Origin of the sequence: Nocardioides sp. NBC_00368 (genome assembly GCF_036090055.1) — a bacterium.
In the GTDB taxonomy this organism is placed as follows: domain Bacteria; phylum Actinomycetota; class Actinomycetes; order Propionibacteriales; family Nocardioidaceae; genus Nocardioides.
The window spans coordinates 4274594-4294412 of record NZ_CP107970.1 but is presented as its reverse complement, the minus strand read 5'-3'; the positions used below and the strand labels follow the sequence as shown (position 1 = coordinate 4294412).

The following is a 19819-nucleotide window of genomic DNA, read 5'->3' as shown; positions in this document are numbered from 1 at the left end:
ATGGCCGTGCCCGCCACCGGCGTCGACCCCCGGACCATCGGGCAGAGCTGGGTCATCGTGGCCCGCCACCGCCAGCCCGCGGGCGCCAAGGATCCCGCACCGTGGGGCGAGGCTCATCTCAAGCGGATCGGCACGTCCACGACCATCTGTGGTGCGCCGGCCCAAGGCTGGCACGCGTTCTGGCATCTGCGCTCCGAGGACGTCCGCCGATGGTGCACCGAATGCTCCGCTGCGGCACGCCCCACCCGTACGGTGTCGGGAATCCTGAGCACCAAGTGACCCACGAGGAGGTAGCGATCGATGACGACCGTGACCCACACCTGCCGGTGCCCCCAGGCGTTCCACGAGCTCGGGCTGCACACGCGTGAGGGCGTGCTGCCGGGCCCACGCTGGCTGCAGGTGTTGGCGCAGCTTCTGCGCTGAGCGTGACGAAGGCGCGTACGACTCGGGCCCTACTCCTTTGCAGACTGAGCCTGTAAAGTGGTGATTGCAACGGCCTTGTAGGCCCGCGAAGTAAGCCCGGCAGTCTTCCGGACGGTGGACGAGCCGGGCTCGCGCCATTTCTGTGGCCGTTTCCTCCGCCAGCTCGGTGGGTCAGACCACGAGGTGGCGGACCTCGACGACCAGCGGCCGAGCCGCGTCGATCCAACGACCGCCGCGCTGGTAGCACCAACACACGGCGTCGCTGATCCACAGGAGCGGTTCGCTGCGAGGGACGTCGAGGCGGTACGCCGGCTTGTCGGTCACCGGGTAGAGCAGGTCGGAGATCAGCTCGAGATCTGAGCGCATGAGGCTCTCGTCGCGCTCGATGACCAGGTGGGCCGCCCGATCTTTGAGAACATCTTCGACCACAGCGGTCAGGCAGGCAGCACGTCCAGCACGTTGGTCCCTGGTCTTCGCGATGTAGAGAGTGACCTGAACCTCGAGCCCACACATCACGTGAAGAACCCGGTCGCGATAGGCGTCCTTCTCCTTGGCGAAGTGGATGCGGTCCTGCCGAGGCAGGAGTACTCCGCGTAGCGCCTTGCGCGCCTGCGCGACTTTGCCTGCCGGCAGCGTGGCCGCTGCGACGACGTAGTCCCTCGTCTTTGTTTCATCGACGAAGACGTGACCGCGCAGGTAACGGTTGAGGTCGTCTGCGGGTCGAAAGGTCACCGCTCCATTGTCGAGGACAGCACCGACAGTGTGTTCGAAGGTGGCGTGAGTGTCGCGGCGTCCCGACCTGCGCCGGGGTCAGTCCCTGACCTCGGACGGCGCGGTGCCGTAGCGCCGGCGGTGGGCGGCCGCGAACCTGCTCGCGGAGGAGAAGCCCCACCGTGCCGCGACGTCGCCGACGGCGAGCGCCGCGTCGCCGGTCAGGTCGGCATGGGCCCGCTGCAGCCTGATGTCGAGCAGATACTGCGTCGGGGACTGGCCGATCCAGCGCTGGAAACCCTCCTGGAGGCGGCGCACGCTGGTGCCGGCGAGGACCGCCATGTCCGCAGCGGTCCAGGCCCGGGCCGGGTCGTCGTGGAGAGCCTCGACGACGGCCCGGATCATCCGCGGCTGCGCCGCCGGGCGGACTCCGCCGTCGGGACAGCAGGCCTCGAGCAGACCGACCGCCACCGCGCCGGCCAGCTGGCTGCGTACGAGCTCGCTGTCGCCGAAGACATCCGGGTCGTGCAGGTTGGTGGCCAGGCTGGTGATCAGGTGGTGCCAGGCCCGCGCGCGGCCGTGCTGCACGGACAGCTGCTCCGGCAGCAGCGTGCGTACGTTGACCCGGTCGGTGCCGAGGACGCGTTCGGCCTCCACCTCCAGCCAGGTGCTGTCGAACTTCACGCCGAGCACCGTGCAGGTCGCGTCCCAGTGACTGATGAGCGAGGGGGTGTCGGGGCGGAAGACCGTGCCCTGACCGGTCACCGAGGTGATCTCCCCGAACCGTCCCCTGCTCGCGAGATGCCCGGTGATCGGCATGTTCACCTCGAACGCGCCGGGGTAGTCGCAGTCGATCGCCACGTCGGCGCCCCAGCCGACGTGGCCGATCAGCACCGGCCCGAGGTCGAGCGTACGCAGCGTCAGCCGAGGCTCGTGGCTGCCGCCGAGCGGCCTCAGCTCATGCGGGAAGTACGCCTGGGCGACCACGTTCGAGGCCTGGCCCCAGTCCCGTGGGGCGGTGCGCCGGCGACCGGACATGGCGCGGAGTCTACCTGAGACGTCCGTCACAAAATGGTCGCGCATCCGGTGCCGAGACCGCGCAATCCGTGTCGCTGGTCTGCTGTGACGCACCTAACTTCGGGATCTCAGTGCCGACCCGTTCAGCCTTTCGAGGAGCACCCGATGACCACCACCCAGCAGGACCTGTCCTGGCTCGACGACGTGACGATGAGCGACCTCGAGCGGAATCCCTACCCGACCTACGAACGTCTCCGCCGCGAGGCACCGCTCGCCTTCGTCCCGGTCCTCGGGTCGTACGTCGCCTCCACCGCGGAGATCTGCCGCGAGGTCGCGACCAGCCCCGACTTCGAGGCCGTGATCACCCCGGCCGGCGGGCGCACCTTCGGCCACCCCGCGATCATCGGCGTCAACGGCGATATCCACGCCGACCTGCGCGGCATGGTCGAGCCGCAGCTGCAGCCGGCCGAGGTCGACAGCTGGGTCGACGACCTGGTGCGCCCGATCGCCCGGAGCTACGTCGAGCAGTTCGAGGACCGCGGCAGCGCCGAGCTCGTCGCCGAGTTCTGCGAGCCGGTCTCGGTGCGTTCGCTCGGCGACCTGCTCGGGCTGCAGTCGGTCTCCTCCGACAAGCTCCGCGAGTGGTTCCACAAGCTGAGCGTCTCGTTCACCAACGCCGCGGTCGACGAGAACGGGGAGTTCACCAACCCGGAGGGGTTCACCCCGGGTGACGAGGCCCGGGCGGAGATCCAGGAGGTCGTCGACCCGCTGATCGACCGCTGGATCGAGCACCCGGAGAACACGGCCATCTCCCACTGGCTCCACGACGGCATGCCGCCGGGCAAGACCCGTGCCCGCGAGTACATTTACCCCACCATCTACGTCTACCTGCTCGGCGCGATGCAGGAGCCCGGCCACGGCATGGCCTCCACGCTGGTGGGGCTCTTCAGCCGTCCCGAGCAGCTGGAGGAGGTCGTCGACGACCCGTCGCTGCTGCCGCGGGCCATCTCCGAGGGCATGCGCTGGACCTCGCCGATCTGGTCGGCGACCGCGCGGATCAGCACCAAGCCGGTCACGATCGCCGGCGTGGACCTGCCCGCCGGCACCCCGGTGATCCTCTCCTACGGCTCCGCCAACCACGACACCGGAAAGTACGACGCTCCCACCGAGTACGACCTGCACCGGCCGCCGCTGCCGCACCTCGCCTTCGGCGCCGGCAACCACGCCTGCGCCGGCATCTACTACGCCAACCAGGTGATGCGGATCGGGCTCGAGGAGCTCTTCGAGGCGATCCCCAACCTGGAGCGCGACACCGGCGAGGGCGTGGAGTTCTGGGGCTGGGGATTCCGCGGTCCGACCAGCCTGCACTGCACCTGGGAGGTCTGAACCGTGCCCGCCGCGATCAGCGTCGCCGGCCGCCGTGTCGAGTGCACCGAGGACCAGTCGATCCTCGAGGCGTTCCTCCGGGCCGGCATCTGGATGCCGAACTCCTGCAACCAGGGCACCTGCGGCACCTGCAAGCTGCAGGTCGTCTGCGGCGAGGTGGACCACCGTGAGTCCCCGCTCGACACGTTGACCGCGGAGGAGCGTGCTGCCGGGCTGGCGCTGGCCTGCCAGGCCCGGCCGCTCGCCGAGACCGAGGTCGCGCTGCGGGGCTCGGAGACGGGACGTACGACGCATGTGCTCCGCGACCTCACCGCGACGATCATCGCGGTCGAGGAGATCGCCCGGGACACCCGGCGGGTCCTGCTCGGCCTCGAGGAACCGCTCGCGTTCTCGGCAGGACAGTACGTCGAGCTGCTCGTCCCCGGCACCTCCGAGCGCCGGCCGTACTCCCTCGCCAACACGGCAGAGGAGGACAAGGTCCTCGAGCTCCACGTACGCCGGGTCCCCGGCGGCGTGGCGAGCGAGTGGCTCTTCGGGCCGGTGAGGGTCGGTGACCGGGTCGAGGTGCGTGGCCCGCTCGGTGACTTCCACGTACCCGACGCCGACCAGGACGCGGGCGAGCCGATGGTGCTCATCGGCGGCGGCACCGGCCTGGCGCCGTTGCTCGGCATCGCCCGCACCGCCTTGGAACGTCACCCCGACCGGGTGGTGGTGCTCTACCACGGCGTACGCGTCGAGGCGGACCTCTACGACGCCGACCGCCTCGAGGAGCTGGCCGCCGGCTATCCGGGTTTCAGCTACGTCACCGTGCTCTCCCGGGAGTCCGTGCCGGGCCACCGCAACGGCTACGCCCCCGACGCCTTCGTCGAGGACGTGGCCAGTGCCCGTGGCTGGTCCGGCTGGCTCTGCGGCCCGCCGCCGATGGTCGAGGCCGGGGTCAAGGCGTTCAAGCGCCGGCGGATGGCGCCGCGGCTGATCCACCGCGAGAAGTTCGCGGCCGCGGACGCACCTGCGCCGTGAAGCTGCTGCCGGCGAGCGCCTCGAGCAGGTCGGTGGCGGAGACGTCTCCGGTGACGGTGATCTCGCCGGTCTCGCGGTCGGCGGTGAGGATGGCGACGCCGGGGAGATCCCGGAGCCGGGCGGTGGCCTCACGGACGCATCGAGGGCAGCGCATGCCCTCGACGTACAGCTGAATGGTCTGCATGGCGGTCTCCTTGGTGGTCTCGCAGTGCCGTCGTGGCCCCGGACGGATCCGGGGCCACGACGGAGTCGGACGGGCTAGCGGCCGGCGGGGACCGACTCGGCCGCGGTCTCGGTGCGGACCGGCTTCCAGCCGATCCCGGTGACGACGGCACCGGCGAGGGCGATGCCTGCCGCGCCGAGGAACCCGGCCGAGAAGCCGTCGGTCGTGGCGGCCAGGTCACCGACCTGGTCGGATCCGTACGCGGCCGCGACGACGGTCATCGCTGCCAGCCCGAGCGCGGAGCCGACCTGGTAGCTGGTGTTGACGATCCCGGCTGCGAGGCCACCCTCCTCAGGAGCGGCAGCGCCGAGCGCCGTGCTCAGCGACGGGATGAAGGCCAGCGCCATGCCTGCAGCGGTGACCAGCGTCGCCGGGAGGACGTCGACGGCGAAGCTGCCGTCGGCGTCGATCCGGGAGAGCCAGACCAGGCCGAGGCCGAGGACGATGAGGCCGCTGACGGTCATCGCCTTCGGTCCGAACGCCGCGGTCAGCCGCGGGGCGACGGCGACCATGCCGAGCATGATCGTCACCGTCATCGGCAGCAGGGCCGCGCCGGACGCGAAGGCGCCGAGCCCGAGGACCTGCTGGAGGTAGAGGTTGATGAAGAAGAACATCGGGATCCAGGCGGCGCCGAGGAGCAGCTGGGCGATGTTGGCGGCGGCCAGGTTCGGGGCCTTGAAGATGCCCAGGCGCATGAGCGGCGCCGAGGAGCCGGCCTGCAGGGCCACGAACGCGACGAGCAGGGCGATGCCGACGGCACCGGCGACGAGCGTGCTGGGCGATGCCCAGCCGACCTCGGGCACACGTACGACCGCGAAGACCACCGCGGCGAGACCCAGGGTGACGGTCAGCGCGCCGAGCAGGTCGATGCGACCGCGCTGCGCGGTGCCGGCGGGCATCGTGCCCGGCGTCAGGGCGAGGACGACGAGGGCGATCGGGATGTTGATGAAGAAGACCCACGGCCAGGACAGGTACTCGGTGAGCACACCGCCGAGGAACACGCCGGCCGTGCCGCCGGCCGGGGCAGCCGCGCCGTAGAGCGCGAGCGCCTTGGTCAGCTCCTTCGGGTTGGCCCCGAAGTTCATGAACAGGAGCGTCAGCGCCGAGGGTGCGATGAGCGCGGATCCGGCGCCCTGGACGGCGCGGCCGGCGATCTCGACGGCGCCGGTGTCGGCCAGTCCGGCGACGAGCGAGCCGACGCCGAGGACCAGCCAGCCGATGGCGAAGATCCGGCGGGCGCCGAGCAGGTCGGAGAGCCGGCCGCCGAGCAGGAGGAGGCCGCCGAAGGCGACCACGTAGGCGTTGAACACCCAGCTGAGGTCCTGCGGGGCGAAGCCGAGATCACGCTGTATCTCCGGAAGGGCGACGCCGATGATGGAGGTGTCCATGATGACCATGAACTGGGCGGCGGCGATGAGGCCGAGGGCGAGCCAGCGGCGGCTGTTGGCACCCGCCGCCGGGGATGCTGTGGAAGACATGGTTCTCTCTTTTCGTCAGGGCGGCCGTCCGGCCGCGTGAGAGAGAACCTGTCCGGAGTCACTGTCCCTGGTCTGTCCGGCCGCCGTCCGTCCGGGACTCGTTCAGCCGGGCCAGCGCCTCGCTCGCCTGGTCAGCGAGGGCGGCCTCCCCGGCGGCGAGGCCGAGGGTCCGGGCCTCGTCGTAGCGCTCCGCCGCCGCTTCCGTCTCGGACAGCTGCTCGTGGCACCGGGCCAGTGCGAGCGTCGCCTTCGCCGTCATCGCGGGCGTCTGCAGCGTCTCGAAGCCCTGGATCGCGGTCGAGAGCAGATCGATGGCCGTCGACCAGTCCTCCTGACGCTCGGCGAGCCGGCCACGTCCGTACGCCGCCAGGATCGACCCGGCCCGGTCGCCGACGTGGCGCGATGCCAGCTCCGCACGGCGGAACGCGTCCTCGGCCGATTCGAGGTCCCCCAGGCCCAGGTGGGTGATCCCGAGGTCGGCGAGGGCCCACTGCACGGTGTTGTGGATGCCGGCGGAGGCGGCCACGTCGATCGCCTGCTCGAGGGTGCGGGCCGACTCCCGCAGGCGTCCGAAGTGCCGCAGGCCGTAGCCGAGGTGGTACAGGACGGCGCTGTGGCCCCAGGGGTCGTCGAGGTGACGGAACTCGGCCGCGGTGGCCCGCCCGAGCCGCGTCGCCGTCGGCTCGTCCCTGGCCTTGAGGGCGGTCTCGAGCCGGACGAACCCGGCGACCGCGAGCCCCCAGCGGTCGCCGCGGTCGCGGAACCATCCCTCGGCGGCATCCAGGAGTGCCGGCGCCTCCTGGTCGTGCCCGTTGACGCCTTCGACGGCGAGCAGCACCTGGGAGACCGCAGCTCCGTCGGCGTCGCCGGCCTCGGTGAAGATCGCCAGGCTTTCGCGGGCCGCCTCGGCGCAGCGTGGATGGGGGTGGACGACGCATGCCCGGGGTCGCTCGACGAGCGACACCGCCTGCAGGGCAGCCGCCCGCGCGGCGGGCGTCCCGCGGTCCTGCTCGAGGAGGCGACGCAGGATCCGGCGCCCCTCGAGGTGGCGGCCCTGGTGCCAGAAGAGGCCGAGGTGGCCGGCCAGCCGCAGTGCGGCGTCGATGCGATGTCCTGAGCTTGTCGAAGGGCCGCCGGCCGGGCCCTCCAGCCAGGCGATGGCCGATCGTACGTTGGCCTGCTCGTCGACCAGGAGGTTCCGCGCGCGGGGGTCGCCCTGACCGCGCAGCGCCCGCGCCGACCGCTCCGCGACCTGGGCGAAGTGGTGCGCGTGCCGGGTGGCCAGCGCGTCGCCCCGGCCGGTGCTCGCCAGCCGGTCGGCGGCGTACTCGCGTAGCGTCTCGAGCATCCGGTAGCGGGTGACCGGGCCGCGTTCGGCGACGATCAGGGACTGCTCGACCAGCCGGCCGACCGCGTGGATGACCTGGCTCGGGTCGGTGTCGTCGTCGGCGAGGACCTGCTCGGCGGCGGTCAGGGTCCAGCCGCCGTGGAACACGGCGAGCCCCTCGAAGACGCGTTTCTCCAGGTCGTCGAGCAGGTCGTAGCTCCAGTCGACGGTCGCGCGGAGCGTGCGCTGACGCTCCTCCGCGGTGCGAGGTCCCGAGGTGAGCAGCGTGAACCGCTGGTCGAGCCGGTCGGCGAGGTCGCTGGGGGACAGCGCGGACGCACGGGCCGCGGCGAGCTCCAGCGCCAGCGGCATGCCGTCGAGCGCGCGGGCGATACGGCCGAGCGCGACGTACGCCTCCGGGTCGGTCTCGACCCCGGGCACGACCGTCGCGATCCGGCGGACCAAGAGCTGCACCGATGGCGACGACGCGGTCGTCTCGGGGTCGTCGTCCTCGAGCGGTGTCGGGAGCGGCCCGACGAGGGTCTGCACCTCGCTCGGCAGGGCGAGGGGCTCGCGGCTGGTGGCGATGACGGTGAGCTGCGGACAGCGGGTCAGCAGCTGCTCGACCAGCGTCGCGACCGGGTCGACGAGGTGCTCGCAGTTGTCGATGACCAGGAGCAGGTGCTTGTCGGCGAGGAACTCGACCAGCCGCGTCTGGAGGTCGATGGCCGAACCGTCCTGCGGCATCGCCACCGCCGTGGCGACGGCCGGCACGATGTGCTCGCGGCTCCGGATCGCGGCGAGGCGGACGAGGAAGGTGCCGTCCGGGAACCGGTCGGCGAGCGCGTGGGCGGCGTGCAGGCCGAGGGCGGTCTTCCCGGAGCCGCCGGGGCCGACGAGGGTGGTCAGTCGGGAGGTGCCGGCCTGCTCGCTCAGGGCCTCCATCAGCTCCTCGCGCCCGACGAGCGGGGTCAGGTCCGCCGGAAGGTTGGAGAGCTGCGCTCCGGACCGGGCGCGGTGGGGAGCGGTCGCAGGGGTGGACAGGGTGACCTCGCCGGAGGAGCCGAGCGACGGGTCCTGCCGGAGCACCCGCTCGTGGAGCGACCGCAGCGAGGCCGACGGCTCGAGACCGAGGTCGGCGTCCAGCGTCTTCCGGGTGCGGGTGAAGACCTCGAGGGCGTCGGCCTGTCGGCCGGCGCGGTAGAGCGCGACCATCAGCAGACCGGCCATGGCCTCATGGGTGGGGTCGGTACGCAGCAGCGGCTCGAGATCGGTGACGACCTCGGCATGGCGGCCCAGCGACAGCGCGATCTGGGCACGCTCGGCGTACGCCGTCCTACGGAGGTCCTCCAGCCGCACCGACTCGGGCACCGCCCACGGCTCGGTGGCGAAGTCGGCGAGCGCGTCTCCGCGCCAGAGCCCGAGCGCCTCGTCGTAGGTGGCCAGATCCTCCTCGGTCGGGTTCCCGGACCCGGCGACCGATGCGCGGACCTCGCGGATCCGTCGCTCGAAGGCCTCGGCATCGAGGCTGCCGGGGTCGACCGCCGCCCGATACCCACCGCCGTCGCGCTGCAGCAGGTCGAGCCCGACGGACTTGAACACCCGGCGCAGCTTGGAGACGCGGAGCTGGAGTGCGTTCAGCGGGTCGGCCGGCAGCGCCGCGTCGGCCCACAGCCGGTCGATCAGGGCGGACGCCGGCACGATCCGCCCCCGTGCCAGGAGCAGCACCGCGAGCAGCGCCCGCTCCGCCGAGCCGGGGACCTTGACGGCCTCACCGTCGACCGTCGCCTCGAACGGGCCGAGCAGCCCGAATCGGATGTCACGCGAGGTCGGGGTCGGCAGCACAGCCAAAGCGTAGTCAGAGCCGGCACGGACCGCCGAGCGGATATCTGTCCGGGCCCGACAACGCCGGGACAGTACGCAGACAGATCGCCCGAGCAACCTCTGGCACGTCAACGAGAGTCATCGAGATTCGAGCCAGGAGAGATCACATGAACGCCATCGTCAAGGTCGGTGTGTTCGCCGGAGCCGTCGTTGCCCTCGGCGGCCTGGGTTCCGCCGTCGGCGCCTCCGTCGGACCGATCGAGGAGCCGGAGCGCCGGACCCATCAGGAGCACGAGGCCGCGAGCGGCGGCCACGGTGGCCAGGCCGGCCACGGTGGTCACGCCGGGCACGACACGAAGAAGGCGCCCGAGGCCACCGGGCTCAACGTCAGCGAGGCCGGCTACACGCTCGACCTCGTCGAGGACCGCTACGAGAGCGCGGCCGCCGCCACGCTGCGGTTCCGGATCCTCGGCGCCGACCGCGAGCCGGTGACCCGGTTCGAGACCGCCCACGGCAAGAAGCTGCACCTGATCGTCGTACGCCGCGACCTGTCCACCTTCCAGCACGTGCACCCGGTGATGGCCGCCGACGGCACGTGGTCGGTCGACGCCGATCTCACCGAGGCCGGGACCTACCGCGTCTTCGCCGACTTCCAGCCGGCGACCGAGGACGAGGGGCTCACGCTGGGGCAGGATCTGTTCGTCGCCGGCCCCTACGAGCCGCAGGCGTTGGCGCCGGCCGCCACCACCAGCACGATCAGCCCCTACCAGGTGGACCTGGACGGTCACCTGGTCGCCGGGAAGACCTCGCGTCTCACCCTGACCGTGACGAAGGACGGCGAGCCCGTCACCGACCTGGAGCCCTATCTCGAGGCGTACGGCCACCTGGTCGCGCTCCGCGACGGCGACCTGGCCTACCTCCACGTCCACCCCGAAGGAGCCCCCGGCGACGGGCGCACCGAGCCCGGCCCGGAGATCACCTTCTCGGCCGAGGTGCCCTCGGCCGGGACGTACCGCCTGTTCCTCGACTTCCAGCACGCCGGCGAGGTGCGTACCGCGGCCTTCACCGCGGTCGCAGAGGCCCACTGACCCCCTGCCTGAGCAGGGTCCACCACAGAGAGAGGAAAGCACCATGTGCAGCACCACCTACACCGTTTCCGGGATGACCTGCGGCCACTGCGTCAGCTCCGTCAAGGAGGAGGTCACCCAGATCGCGGGCGTCTCCTCCGTCGACGTCGACCTGGCCACCGGCCAGGTGACCGTCACCTCCGAGAACGAGCTCGACCCCGCGCAGGTTCAGCGCGCGGTCGAGGAGGCCGGCTACCAGCTGGCCGGCTGAGACCCGCGCCGGCTCCCCCTTCCTGGGAACGGGGAGCCGGCGCGTACGCCGATCCACCCACCCGAAGGACACCTGATGACCGTCTCCGGAACCTCTGCACCCACCACCGACTTCGAGCTCGAGATCAACGGCATGACCTGCGCGTCGTGCGCGAACCGCATCGAGCGCAAGCTCAACAAGCTCGACGGTGTGGCCGCCACCGTCAACTACGCGACCGAGAAGGCGAAGATCTCCGTCGCCGCGGACCAGACCGACATCGACGCGGGCGTACTGATCGCGACCGTCGAGAGCGCCGGGTACGGCGCGAAGGAGCCTCGCCGCGAGACGGCTCCGTCGAGCGGCTCCGCCGCTGACGCAGACCCTACGGACCCGGTCACCCTCCTCCGGCGACGGTTGCTGATCTCGGCGCTGCTCACCGTCCCGGTGGTGTTCCTGGCGATGGTGCCGGCATGGCAGTTCGAGAGCTGGCAGTGGCTCTCGCTCACGCTCGCCGCCCCGGTCGTCGTCTGGGGTGCTGCGCCGTTCCACCGGGCAGCCTGGACCAACGCGCGTCACGGCGCGGCGACCATGGACACGCTGGTCTCCATCGGCACCCTGGCAGCCTTCGGCTGGTCCCTGTACGCCCTGTTCCTCGGCACAGCCGGCGAGCCCGGCATGACCCACCCGTTCAGCTTCACGATCGAGCGAACCGACGGGCTCGGCAACATCTACCTGGAGGCGGCCGCCGGCGTCACCACGTTCATCCTCGCCGGCCGCTACTTCGAGGCCCGCTCGAAGCGCCGCGCGGGAGCCGCGCTCACCGCGCTCCTCGAGCTCGGTGCCAAGGAGGTCGCCGTCCTGCGCGACGGGACCGAGACCCGGATCCCGGTCGACGAGCTGGCCGTCGGCGACCTGTTCGTCGTACGTCCCGGGGAGAAGGTCGCCACCGACGGCATCGTCGAGGACGGATCGTCGGCCATCGACGCGGCGATGCTGACCGGTGAGTCCGTGCCGGTCGAGGTCGCCCCCGGTGACGCGGTCACGGGGGCCACGGTGAACGCCGGCGGACGCATCGTCGTCCGGGCGACCCGGGTCGGCGCCGACACCCAGCTCGCGCAGATGGCGCGTCTGGTCGAGGAGGCGCAGACCGGCAAGGCCGCGGCGCAGCGGCTCGCCGACCGGATCTCGGGGATCTTCGTACCCATCGTGCTCGCCCTCTCGGCCATCACCCTCGGGTTCTGGCTCGGTGCGGGCGCGGGTGCCGCCACCGCCTTCACCGCGGCGGTCGCGGTGCTGATCATCGCCTGCCCGTGCGCCCTCGGTCTGGCCACACCCACGGCTCTGATGGTCGGGACCGGACGTGGTGCCCAGCTCGGCATCCTGATCAAGGGCCCGGAGGTCCTCGAGAGCACCCGCCGGATCGACACGATCGTGCTCGACAAGACCGGTACGGTCACCAGCGGCACCATGACCCTGACCGACGTGATCGCCGCTCCCGGCGAGGACGTCGACGAGATCGCCCGGCTGGCCGGCGCCCTGGAGTACGCCTCCGAGCACCCGATCGCCCGCGCGATCGCGTCCGGGGCCGAGGAGCGCGTCGGCAGCCTGCCCGCGGCCGAGGACTTCGCCAACGTCCCGGGCCTGGGTGTGCAGGGCATCGTCGACGGCCACGCCGTCCTCGTCGGCCGGGTCCGGCTGCTGGAGGACTGGAGCCAGTACCTTCCCGGCGACCTCGCCCTCGCGATGGCCGAGGCCGAGAGCGAGGGCCGTACCGCCGTCGCCGTCGGCTGGGACGGGCAGGCGCGCGGCGTCCTGGTCGTCAACGACGTGATCAAGCCGACCTCGGCCGACGCGATCGCTGAGTTCCAGCGCCTGGGCCTGACCCCGGTCCTGCTCACCGGCGACAACGAGACGGTCGCCCGGAGCGTTGCCGCCGAGGTCGGCATCCCGGTCTCCGCGGACACTGTCATCGCCGAGGTGCTCCCCGAGGACAAGGTCGCCGTCGTCCGCCGGCTGCAGGAGGAGGGCCGCGTGGTCGCGATGGTCGGCGACGGCGTCAACGACGCGCCGGCCCTGGCCCAGGCCGACCTCGGCCTCTCGATGGGCACCGGCACCGACGTCGCCATCCAGGCCAGCGACCTGACCCTGGTACGCGGCGACCTGCGCGTCGCGGCCGACGCCATCCGGCTCTCCCGGAAGACGCTGGCCACGATCAAGGGCAACCTGTTCTGGGCGTTCGCCTACAACGTCGCGGCCATCCCGCTCGCGGTCGCCGGGCTGCTCAACCCGATGCTCGCCGGTGCCGCGATGGCCTTCTCCTCGGTCTTCGTGGTGAGCAACAGCCTCCGGCTGCGACGCTTCCGCTGATCACCGGCTCAGATCCCAGCTCCGCCCCGATCGCACTCTTAGGCTCCTGACCATGGACCATCGGGTGTTGTTGATCGTCGGGGCGGCGCTGGTGATCATGATCGCGGCGTCGGTGTTCGCGCGGCGTACGGGAGTGGCGGCGCCGCTGCTGCTCGTGGGGCTCGGGATCGGGGCGAGCTATCTGCCGGGTGCGCCGGAGATCGAGCTGGATCCGGAGCTGATCCTGGCCGGCGTACTGCCGCCGTTGCTCTACTCCTCGGCGGTCAACCTGCCGGTGATCGACTTTCGGCGGAACTTCCGGCTGATCAGCTGGCTCTCGGTGGTGATGGTGATCGTCTCGGCGCTGGTGATCGGGGCGGTGGTGCACTGGCTGTTCCCGGACATCTCGTTTCCGCTCGCGGTCGCGCTCGGGGCGGTCGTGAGCCCCACCGACGCGGTGGCGGCGACGGCGATCGGGCGCCGGGTCGGGCTGCCGCCGCGGGTGATGACGGTGCTGGAGGGGGAGAGCCTGGTCAACGACGCGTCCGCCCTCGTCGTGCTCCGGACGGCCGTCGCGGGGATCGCGGCGGCGAGCTCGTTCTCGCTGGGACGTACGGTGCTGGAGTTCGGGTGGGCGGTGCTCGGTGCGCTCGTGATCGGAGGTCTCGTCGGCTGGCTGACCGTGCTGCTCCGGCAGCGGCTCGACGACCCGGTGCTCAACACCACGATCTCGTTCGCGGTGCCGTTCATCGCCTACTTCCCGGCCGAGGAGCTGGACGCGTCCGGCGTGCTCGCCGTCGTCGTCGCCGGGCTGGTGACCGGGGGTCTCGGCAGCCGCCGGTTCAGCGCGCGCGACCGGCAGACCCAGGCCACGACCTGGACCACGTTCAACTTCATCCTGGAGAGCGGCGTCTTCCTGGCGATGGGCTACCAGCTGCCCGACTTCGTCGACGCGGCGCAGGGCGAGTCCACGCCGGGCGAGATGGCCGGGCTCGTCCTGCTCGTCGTCGGCCTTCTGGTCGTGCTCCGGTTCGCCGGCCTCGCCGTGCCCGCGCTCCGGGACCGGGAGGAGGGCAAGGAGGAGGTACGCAACCGCCTGGACCAGTTCGAGGAGAAGCTCGACTCGCTGACCCCCGCCGACGACCGGGAGGACGCCCGCATCACCGCGGCCCGGCGCCGGCTGGCACGGGGCCGGGCGGACATCGACTTCGAGGAGCGCGAGCCGATCACCAGGCGCGGCTTCCTGACCATAGGCTGGGCGGGCATGCGCGGGGTCGTCACCGTCGCCGCCGCCCAGACCATCCCGGCCGGCACCTCCCACCGCGCGACCGTCGTGCTCGCCGCCTTCCTGGTTGCGCTCATCACGCTCGTGCTCTTCGGCCTCACCCTCCCGGCCCTGATCCGCCGGTTGCGCTTCTCCCCGGAGAGCGCCAAGGACAGGCACGACGCATTCCGCGCCCTGTTGCGCCAGGTCGGCGAGTCGGCCGTCGACACCCTCGGACCGCTCGAGTCGCAGACCATCGACGGCGAGCCGATCGACCCGCAGCTGGTGACGAAGCTCAAGGACCGCATCCTCCCGCGGGTGCTCGCGGGCGTGCAGGAGGCACCGCGAGTGCGGCCGGCGGTGAGGGAGCAGACGATGATCCTGCAGACGCGCTACCTCGACGCGATGCGCGAGGCGCTCGCCGCCGAGCGCAGCATCGGGGCCTACAGCTCCCACACGTACGCGAGGGTCGAGTCCATCCTCGACGACATGGAGAAGCGGCTCGAGGTCTAGTCAGTTCTGACGAGCGTCGTAGGAGCGTCGGTTCTCGTCGATGAGCGGGTTGTGGCGGATCGCCCACTCGGCCAAGGAGACCGCGGGGCCGACGAGCGTCCTGCCCATGCCGGTCAGCTCGTACTCCACCCGCGGTGGCACCTCGGGGTAGCTCGTGCGGCTCACCAGCCCATCGCGCTCCAGATGGCGCAGGGTGAGCGTGAGCATGCGCTGCGAGATGCCCGGGACGCGCTGCTTGAGATCGCCGAACCGCAGCCGACCGCCGTCCAGCGTGGCGATCACCAGCAGGCTCCACTTGTCGCCGATGCGGTCGAGGATGCCGCGGATCGCGCTCCCGCCGTCACCCCTGATCAGACAGGCCTTCTCGTAGTCCGACATGTGCCGCTCCCGCCGCTTCTCAGGCACACCGATGTGCCTTTTGTACGCCTCTCGAAACCCGGCCATGCTGGGTGCTCGATCGGTTAGTTACTCATCGTAACCAAGGAGTTCGACATGGTGGTCGCGTACTGGATCGTCGCGGGGTTGCTCGCGGTGTTCTACCTCTACTCGGGCGGAATCAAGGTCGTTCGGAGCCAGGAGCAGCTGGCGCCGATGATGGGGTGGGCCGGCACGGCGATCCCGATGGCCGGCGTCCGGGCCATCGGCGTGGTCGAGGTGGCCGGCGCTCTCGGCCTCGTCCTCCCGCCGCTGACCGGCATCGCCCCCAGCCTGGCGATCTGGGCGGCGGGAGGGCTGGCACTGGTGCAGGTGCTCGCCGGGATCTTCCATCTCTCGCGCGGAGAGCGCGGGGACCTGTGGCTCAACGGTGTGCTGGTCCTGGTCGCCCTGGCCGCGCTGTTCCTGGCCGTCGGCCGCTAGCTGTGATGTCCAGCCAGGTGTCCGCCCAACCGAGGAGGTCGGTCCGTGGAACCTCGCCGCCGTGATGGTTACCTTGGCGCCTGCGGGCCCGTCATCACCATGACGGAGTTCCCGCGAGGAAGGTAACGACATGACCGGATCAGGTCCTCACGAACCACTGGCGGAGGCCTTCGAGCAGCAGCGCGAGCGCTTGGTGGCGGTCGCCTACCGGATGCTCGGATCGAGGGCTGACGCCGAGGACGCGGTGCAGGAGGCGTGGCTCCGGCTGGCGCGGCAGGACGAGGCCACGATCGACAACCTGGCCGGCTGGCTGACGACCGTGGTGGGGCGTGTCTGCATCGATGTGCTCCGATCGCGCAGGTCTCGGCCGGCACTGTCGTACGAGGACCGTCTGCCCGAGCTCGTGGTGGCCGTCGACGACGGTGCCGCCCCCGAGGACGACGCGATGCTCGCCGAGTCGGTCGGGACGGCACTGCTGGTGGTGCTCGACTCCCTGACGCCCACTGAACGGGTGGCGTTCGTCCTGCATGACATGTTCGCGGTGCCCTTCGCCGAGATCGGCGAGATCATCGGTCGGTCCCCCGACGCCTCCAAGATGCTCGCCAGCAGGGCACGCCGGAAGGTGCGGGGCACACCGCAGCCAGCGGAGGAGCCGCGGCGCCAGCGCGCGGTGGTCGACGCCTTCATGGCCGCGGCACGGAACGGGGACTTCGAAGGGCTCGTCGCGGTGCTCGATCCGCAGGTGACCTGGCGCACGCTCCACCCGCAGGGCGTGACGACCACGGTCGGGGCGGCCGAGGTGGCCGAACCGGTCCTGCGCGGCGCACGCTCGATGACGTCCGTGCTCCCGGTCCGGGTCAACGGTGAGCCCGGTTTCGTTGCCTGGGGTGCCAGCGGCAAGGTGCTCGGCCTGGTGGCGTGCACCGTGGTCGAGGACCGGATCGTCGAACTGCTGACCGTGAGCGACCGCAGGCGCCTCGACGCCATGGGTCTGCCTCCTCGACCCGCGTAGGGCAGGGCTGTTACCTCGTGAAGACCGGCTTCGTCGTAGTGGTGCAAGCATCCGAAGACGAAGGAGATTCACGATGGAGACCCGGATCAACCCCATGGCCAACGAGATCGGTGCGAGGTTCGCGAAGCACATCATCTCGTCGAACAGGGTCATCGCGGACTCGACGCTGCCGGCGGCGCTGCAGGAGCTGGTGAAGATCCGTGCCAGCCAGATCAACGGCTGCGGTGGCTGCCTCGACATGCACACCAAGGACGCCGCGGCCGCCGGTGAGAGCGCCGTGCGGATCAGTCTCGTCGGGGCGTGGCGGGAGACGACGGTCTACAGCGAAGCCGAACGCGCGGCGTTGGAGCTCACCGATCAGGGCACCCGCCTCGCCGACTCCAGCGGGGTCACCGACGAGGCCTGGGCGAACGCGGCGAAGCACTTCGACGAGGACCAGCTGATGGCCCTGGTCGCCCTGATCTGCGTGATCAACGCCTTCAACCGGCTGAACGTGATCACGCGTACGCCCGGTGGTGACTACCAGCCCGGTCAGTACGCCTGACCTGGCGATTCCTCCAGGCGTGGCGGACCGCTCTCGGGTCCGCCGCGCCTGCCACCTCGCAGACAGACATCGTTCTCAGGAGAAGACTCATGAACATCGCACTGTGGATCACCGCCGGCCTGATGGCCGCCGTCTTCCTGCTCTCCGGCTTCGGGAAGCTGTTCGTCCCGCGGGAGAAGATGGCCGAGATGGGCAACGCCGCGCGTTGGGTCCTCGACTTCAGGCCCGGCACCCTCAAGGCCATCGGAGCACTCGAGATCTTCGGCGCCGTGGGCCTGGTCCTGCCCGCCGTGCTCGACATCGCGCCGATCCTGGTACCGCTGGCGGCCAGCGGCCTGGTGTTGATCATGACCGGCGCCACGATCCTGCGGATCCGCCGCGGCGAGCGCAAAGCCGCGCTGGGGGATGCGACCTACCTCGCCCTGACCGCCTTCGTGGCCATCGGCCGCTTCGCCGTCGAACCTTTCGTCGGCTGAACAGGCTGAGTCACACCGTCTCGAAACCGGCCATCATCGCCATGTCCTCGTGCTCGAGGTTGTGGCAGTGGATGAGGAACCGGCCGGCGTACCTCTCGAACCTGACCCGGACCCGGACGGCCTCGTAGGGACGTACGTCGACGGTGTCCTTCCAACCGTGGTCCATCGGGCCCGGGCCGCGGTTGCCGCGGCGCAGGACCTGGAAGGGCGAGAGGTGGACGTGGACGGGGTGGTGCGCGTCGGTGAAGAACTCCCAGATCTCCGTGGAGCCCAGCGGCACCTGGGCCTGCGGGACGGCCGGGTCGAACGGCTTGCCGTTGATCCCCCAGCCGCGGCGACCGTGCACGCTCGCCTGGCGGAAGTGCCACCTGCGGACGACTGCCCCGTCGGGCTTCTCGGGCTCTGGTACGTCGGCGAGCCTCTCGGCCAGTCGATCGGCCAGTCGGACGTCGTCGGTCGCGCGGCGGTTGATCCGGAACCGCATCACCTGGGCGGTCCGGCCGGTGCCGAGACCGTTGCGCATCTCGACCGTCGTGCCCGGTGCGAGGGAGCGGAAGTCGACGACGACGTCGAACCGCTCGCCCGAGGCCATCGTGATCTGGTCGTGCTCGACGGGGGCGGCGAGCAGTCCGCCGTCGGAACCGATCTGGGTGAACGGCACAGGCGTGCCGGAGTCGGTGCGCAGGGTCAGCGCGTAGCGGCGCGCGTTGGAGGCGTTGAGCAGCCGCAGCCGATACTGCGCCGCCTCGACCTCCGCCTCCGGCCACGGGGCGCCGTTGACGAGGATGACGTCGCCGAGCACGCCGGCCATGTAGCGGTCCTCGACGCCGGGCTCACGCAGAAGCTCCGGGTCGAGCGCGGGGTAGCGCAGCGCGCCGTCCTCGTCGAAGGCCCGGTCGGCGATCATCAGCGGGAGCTCCCGCTCGCCGCGCGGCAGCGAGAGCGCGTCCTCCTCGTCGTCGCGGACGATGTGGAACCCGGCCAGGCCGCGCCACACCTGCGGGGCGGTGAAGTCCATCCGGTGGTCGTGGTACCAGAGCGTCGTGGCGGGCTGCTCGAGCGGATAGCGGTAGTCCCGTTTTCCGGTTCTGACCTGCGCCTCCGGGTCGGCCATAGCCTCATGCCCGCCCCCATGGCCACCTCCGTGCCCGCCTCCATGGCCACTCCCGTGCCCGCCGCCGTGTCCGCTCTCGTGCCCGGCAGGATGAGCAGGAGCCTCGAACCCCGGCGGCACCAGCAGATCCGTCGGCCAGCCGTCGCTCTCGGCGGGGGTGTGCCCGCCATGGAGATGTGTCGCCGTCGGCAGCGCGAGGGAGTTGGTGTGGCGTACGGTCACGGCCTGGCCGCGCCGGGTCTCGAGCGTCGGCCCGGGAAAGACCCCGTCGTACGTCATCATCTCGGTCCGCAGCCCGGGCAGGATCTCCACCGAGGCAGTGCGCTGCTCGATCGAGATCAGGCCGCCCGAGGGGCGCTTGACGGGCGGCAACGGCAACGGCGTGGCGTACGCCTTCGGCAGCCGCGCCGCGCTGCGCAGGATCCGTCCGGTCTGCCAGGGGGCATCGCCGCAGGAGGCCAGCGATGCGGCGAGCGGAGCCGCCAGTCCGGCGCCGAGGAGGGTGCGTCGCCCGAGTCTCATCGCCGGACCTCCCGCGGGCTGCCGGCGCCGCGACGCAGCGAGGCGATGGCGAGGGCCACCGCGATCCCGACGGTGAGGACGCCGACCGGGACGTGCAGCTGGAGGACCCGGGTGTAGCCGAGGACCGCCTGCACGTGGATGAGGAGGAACAGCACGACCGACCAGACGAGGAACCACCAGCGGCCGCGCATCGCGACGACGGCGCCGGCGGCGATCGGCAGGAGCAGGCCGAGCGCCTGCAGCGCCGCCGCCCCGGCGGAATGGAGTCCCAGCGCCTCGAAGGTGCCGGAGAAGTAGGAGCCGATGAAGATCGGTTGGCCGATCGCGAAGAGCGCGATCAGCACCGCGACGGCTCGGAAGCAGAAGAGGCTGATGCGTGGTCGACGTTGGCGTATCTCTGGGGTCACCCCTCGACGATATGTAGCCGAGGTACATATGACATCC

20 protein-coding genes are annotated in these 19819 nt (G+C 71.1%); 12 read left to right on the top strand and 8 right to left on the bottom strand.

Annotated elements, in window-relative coordinates:
- Entirely contained in the window at window positions 1–279 is a 279-nt protein-coding gene (locus OG984_RS20440) for a hypothetical protein (RefSeq protein WP_328528031.1), read from the top strand.
- A gap of 21 nt (window positions 280–300) precedes the next feature.
- On the top strand, window positions 301–423 hold the full coding sequence (locus OG984_RS20435) for a hypothetical protein (RefSeq protein ID WP_328528030.1): 123 nt from the start codon (window positions 301–303) through the stop codon (window positions 421–423).
- Window positions 424–594: 171 nt separating this feature from the next.
- On the opposite strand, the gene OG984_RS20430 is transcribed toward OG984_RS20435, so the two are convergent.
- Window positions 595–1155 (bottom strand): hypothetical protein, encoded by a 561-nt coding sequence (locus OG984_RS20430; protein ID WP_328528029.1) that lies wholly within the window; start codon window positions 1153–1155, stop codon window positions 595–597.
- Window positions 1156–1233: 78 nt separating this feature from the next.
- Window positions 1234–2172, bottom strand: a complete 939-nt coding sequence (locus OG984_RS20425; protein WP_328528028.1) for a helix-turn-helix transcriptional regulator — start codon at window positions 2170–2172, stop codon at window positions 1234–1236.
- A 144-nt stretch (window positions 2173–2316) separates the two neighbouring features.
- Here OG984_RS20425 and OG984_RS20420 point away from each other — a divergent pair, with 144 nt between their 5' ends.
- Together OG984_RS20420 and OG984_RS20415 are read left to right on the top strand one after the other, a co-directional pair.
- Window positions 2317–3537, top strand: a complete 1221-nt coding sequence (locus OG984_RS20420) for a cytochrome P450 (protein WP_328528027.1) — start codon at window positions 2317–2319, stop codon at window positions 3535–3537.
- Between the two features lie 3 nt (window positions 3538–3540).
- Complete coding sequence (locus OG984_RS20415) at window positions 3541–4557, top strand: FAD-binding oxidoreductase (protein ID WP_328528026.1); 1017 nt, start codon at window positions 3541–3543, stop codon at window positions 4555–4557.
- Here the strand turns inward: OG984_RS20415 and OG984_RS20410 are convergent.
- The 3 genes from OG984_RS20410 to OG984_RS20400 all read right to left on the bottom strand — a co-directional run bounded on the left by OG984_RS20410 (window position 4484) and on the right by OG984_RS20400 (window position 9430).
- Window positions 4484–4741 (bottom strand): heavy-metal-associated domain-containing protein, encoded by a 258-nt coding sequence (locus tag OG984_RS20410; protein WP_328528025.1) that lies wholly within the window; start codon window positions 4739–4741, stop codon window positions 4484–4486. The two genes, OG984_RS20415 and OG984_RS20410, sit on opposite strands and share 74 nt — an antisense overlap.
- Window positions 4742–4815: 74 nt before the next feature.
- Window positions 4816–6258 (bottom strand): MFS transporter, encoded by a 1443-nt coding sequence (locus OG984_RS20405; protein ID WP_328528024.1) that lies wholly within the window; start codon window positions 6256–6258, stop codon window positions 4816–4818.
- A gap of 58 nt (window positions 6259–6316) precedes the next feature.
- A complete protein-coding gene (locus OG984_RS20400; protein WP_328528023.1) occupies window positions 6317–9430 on the bottom strand; it encodes an AfsR/SARP family transcriptional regulator in 3114 nt (1037 codons plus the stop codon).
- A 146-nt stretch (window positions 9431–9576) separates the two neighbouring features.
- Here OG984_RS20400 and OG984_RS20395 point away from each other — a divergent pair, with 146 nt between their 5' ends.
- From OG984_RS20395 to OG984_RS20380, 4 genes are all read left to right on the top strand, one after another.
- Window positions 9577–10497: a hypothetical protein gene (locus tag OG984_RS20395; protein ID WP_328528022.1), complete on the top strand. Its 921-nt coding sequence runs from the start codon at window positions 9577–9579 to the stop codon at window positions 10495–10497.
- Window positions 10498–10540: 43 nt separating this feature from the next.
- Window positions 10541–10747 (top strand): heavy-metal-associated domain-containing protein, encoded by a 207-nt coding sequence (locus OG984_RS20390; RefSeq protein ID WP_196876030.1) that lies wholly within the window; start codon window positions 10541–10543, stop codon window positions 10745–10747.
- Between the two features lie 75 nt (window positions 10748–10822).
- Entirely contained in the window at window positions 10823–13093 is a 2271-nt protein-coding gene (locus OG984_RS20385; protein ID WP_328528021.1) for a heavy metal translocating P-type ATPase, read from the top strand.
- A gap of 52 nt (window positions 13094–13145) precedes the next feature.
- Window positions 13146–14849, top strand: a complete 1704-nt coding sequence (locus tag OG984_RS20380; protein ID WP_328528020.1) for a cation:proton antiporter — start codon at window positions 13146–13148, stop codon at window positions 14847–14849.
- On the opposite strand, the gene OG984_RS20375 is transcribed toward OG984_RS20380, so the two are convergent.
- Window positions 14850–15254 (bottom strand): winged helix-turn-helix transcriptional regulator, encoded by a 405-nt coding sequence (locus OG984_RS20375; RefSeq protein ID WP_328528019.1) that lies wholly within the window; start codon window positions 15252–15254, stop codon window positions 14850–14852.
- An 87-nt stretch (window positions 15255–15341) separates the two neighbouring features.
- Between OG984_RS20375 and OG984_RS20370 the strand changes: the two genes are divergently transcribed.
- From OG984_RS20370 to OG984_RS20355, 4 genes are all read left to right on the top strand, one after another.
- A complete protein-coding gene (locus tag OG984_RS20370; RefSeq protein WP_328528018.1) occupies window positions 15342–15707 on the top strand; it encodes a DoxX family protein in 366 nt (121 codons plus the stop codon).
- A 130-nt stretch (window positions 15708–15837) separates the two neighbouring features.
- Entirely contained in the window at window positions 15838–16719 is an 882-nt protein-coding gene (locus tag OG984_RS20365; protein WP_328528017.1) for a sigma-70 family RNA polymerase sigma factor, read from the top strand.
- A 73-nt stretch (window positions 16720–16792) separates the two neighbouring features.
- On the top strand, window positions 16793–17263 hold the full coding sequence (locus OG984_RS20360; protein ID WP_328528016.1) for a carboxymuconolactone decarboxylase family protein: 471 nt from the start codon (window positions 16793–16795) through the stop codon (window positions 17261–17263).
- Between the two features lie 89 nt (window positions 17264–17352).
- The gene (locus tag OG984_RS20355; protein ID WP_328528015.1) at window positions 17353–17739 is read left to right on the top strand and encodes a DoxX family protein; all 387 of its coding nucleotides are present in this window, start codon (window positions 17353–17355) and stop codon (window positions 17737–17739) included.
- A gap of 10 nt (window positions 17740–17749) precedes the next feature.
- Here the strand turns inward: OG984_RS20355 and OG984_RS20350 are convergent, their stop codons facing one another.
- Entirely contained in the window at window positions 17750–19375 is a 1626-nt protein-coding gene (locus OG984_RS20350; RefSeq protein WP_328528014.1) for a multicopper oxidase family protein, read from the bottom strand.
- The gene (locus OG984_RS20345; RefSeq protein WP_328528013.1) at window positions 19372–19782 is read right to left on the bottom strand and encodes a hypothetical protein; all 411 of its coding nucleotides are present in this window, start codon (window positions 19780–19782) and stop codon (window positions 19372–19374) included. The genes OG984_RS20350 and OG984_RS20345 overlap by 4 nt, the downstream gene beginning before the upstream one ends.
- Window positions 19783–19819 lie beyond the last annotated feature (37 nt).

Bases quoted from the DNA above. Each gene is read 5' to 3' on its own strand.
- OG984_RS20440 (WP_328528031.1), top strand. From the start codon at position 1: ATGGCCGTGCCCGCCACCGGCGTCGACCCCCGGACCATCGGGCAGAGC.
- OG984_RS20435 (WP_328528030.1), top strand. From the start codon at position 301: ATGACGACCGTGACCCACACCTGCCGGTGCCCCCAGGCGTTCCACGAG.
- OG984_RS20425 (WP_328528028.1), bottom strand. From the start codon at position 2,172: ATGTCCGGTCGCCGGCGCACCGCCCCACGGGACTGGGGCCAGGCCTCG.
- OG984_RS20420 (WP_328528027.1), top strand. From the start codon at position 2,317: ATGACCACCACCCAGCAGGACCTGTCCTGGCTCGACGACGTGACGATG.
- OG984_RS20410 (WP_328528025.1), bottom strand. From the start codon at position 4,741: ATGCAGACCATTCAGCTGTACGTCGAGGGCATGCGCTGCCCTCGATGC.
- OG984_RS20405 (WP_328528024.1), bottom strand. From the start codon at position 6,258: ATGTCTTCCACAGCATCCCCGGCGGCGGGTGCCAACAGCCGCCGCTGG.
- OG984_RS20395 (WP_328528022.1), top strand. From the start codon at position 9,577: ATGAACGCCATCGTCAAGGTCGGTGTGTTCGCCGGAGCCGTCGTTGCC.
- OG984_RS20390 (WP_196876030.1), top strand. From the start codon at position 10,541: ATGTGCAGCACCACCTACACCGTTTCCGGGATGACCTGCGGCCACTGC.
- OG984_RS20385 (WP_328528021.1), top strand. From the start codon at position 10,823: ATGACCGTCTCCGGAACCTCTGCACCCACCACCGACTTCGAGCTCGAG.
- OG984_RS20380 (WP_328528020.1), top strand. From the start codon at position 13,146: ATGGACCATCGGGTGTTGTTGATCGTCGGGGCGGCGCTGGTGATCATG.
- OG984_RS20370 (WP_328528018.1), top strand. From the start codon at position 15,342: ATGGTGGTCGCGTACTGGATCGTCGCGGGGTTGCTCGCGGTGTTCTAC.
- OG984_RS20365 (WP_328528017.1), top strand. From the start codon at position 15,838: ATGACCGGATCAGGTCCTCACGAACCACTGGCGGAGGCCTTCGAGCAG.
- OG984_RS20360 (WP_328528016.1), top strand. From the start codon at position 16,793: ATGGAGACCCGGATCAACCCCATGGCCAACGAGATCGGTGCGAGGTTC.
- OG984_RS20355 (WP_328528015.1), top strand. From the start codon at position 17,353: ATGAACATCGCACTGTGGATCACCGCCGGCCTGATGGCCGCCGTCTTC.
- OG984_RS20350 (WP_328528014.1), bottom strand. From the start codon at position 19,375: ATGAGACTCGGGCGACGCACCCTCCTCGGCGCCGGACTGGCGGCTCCG.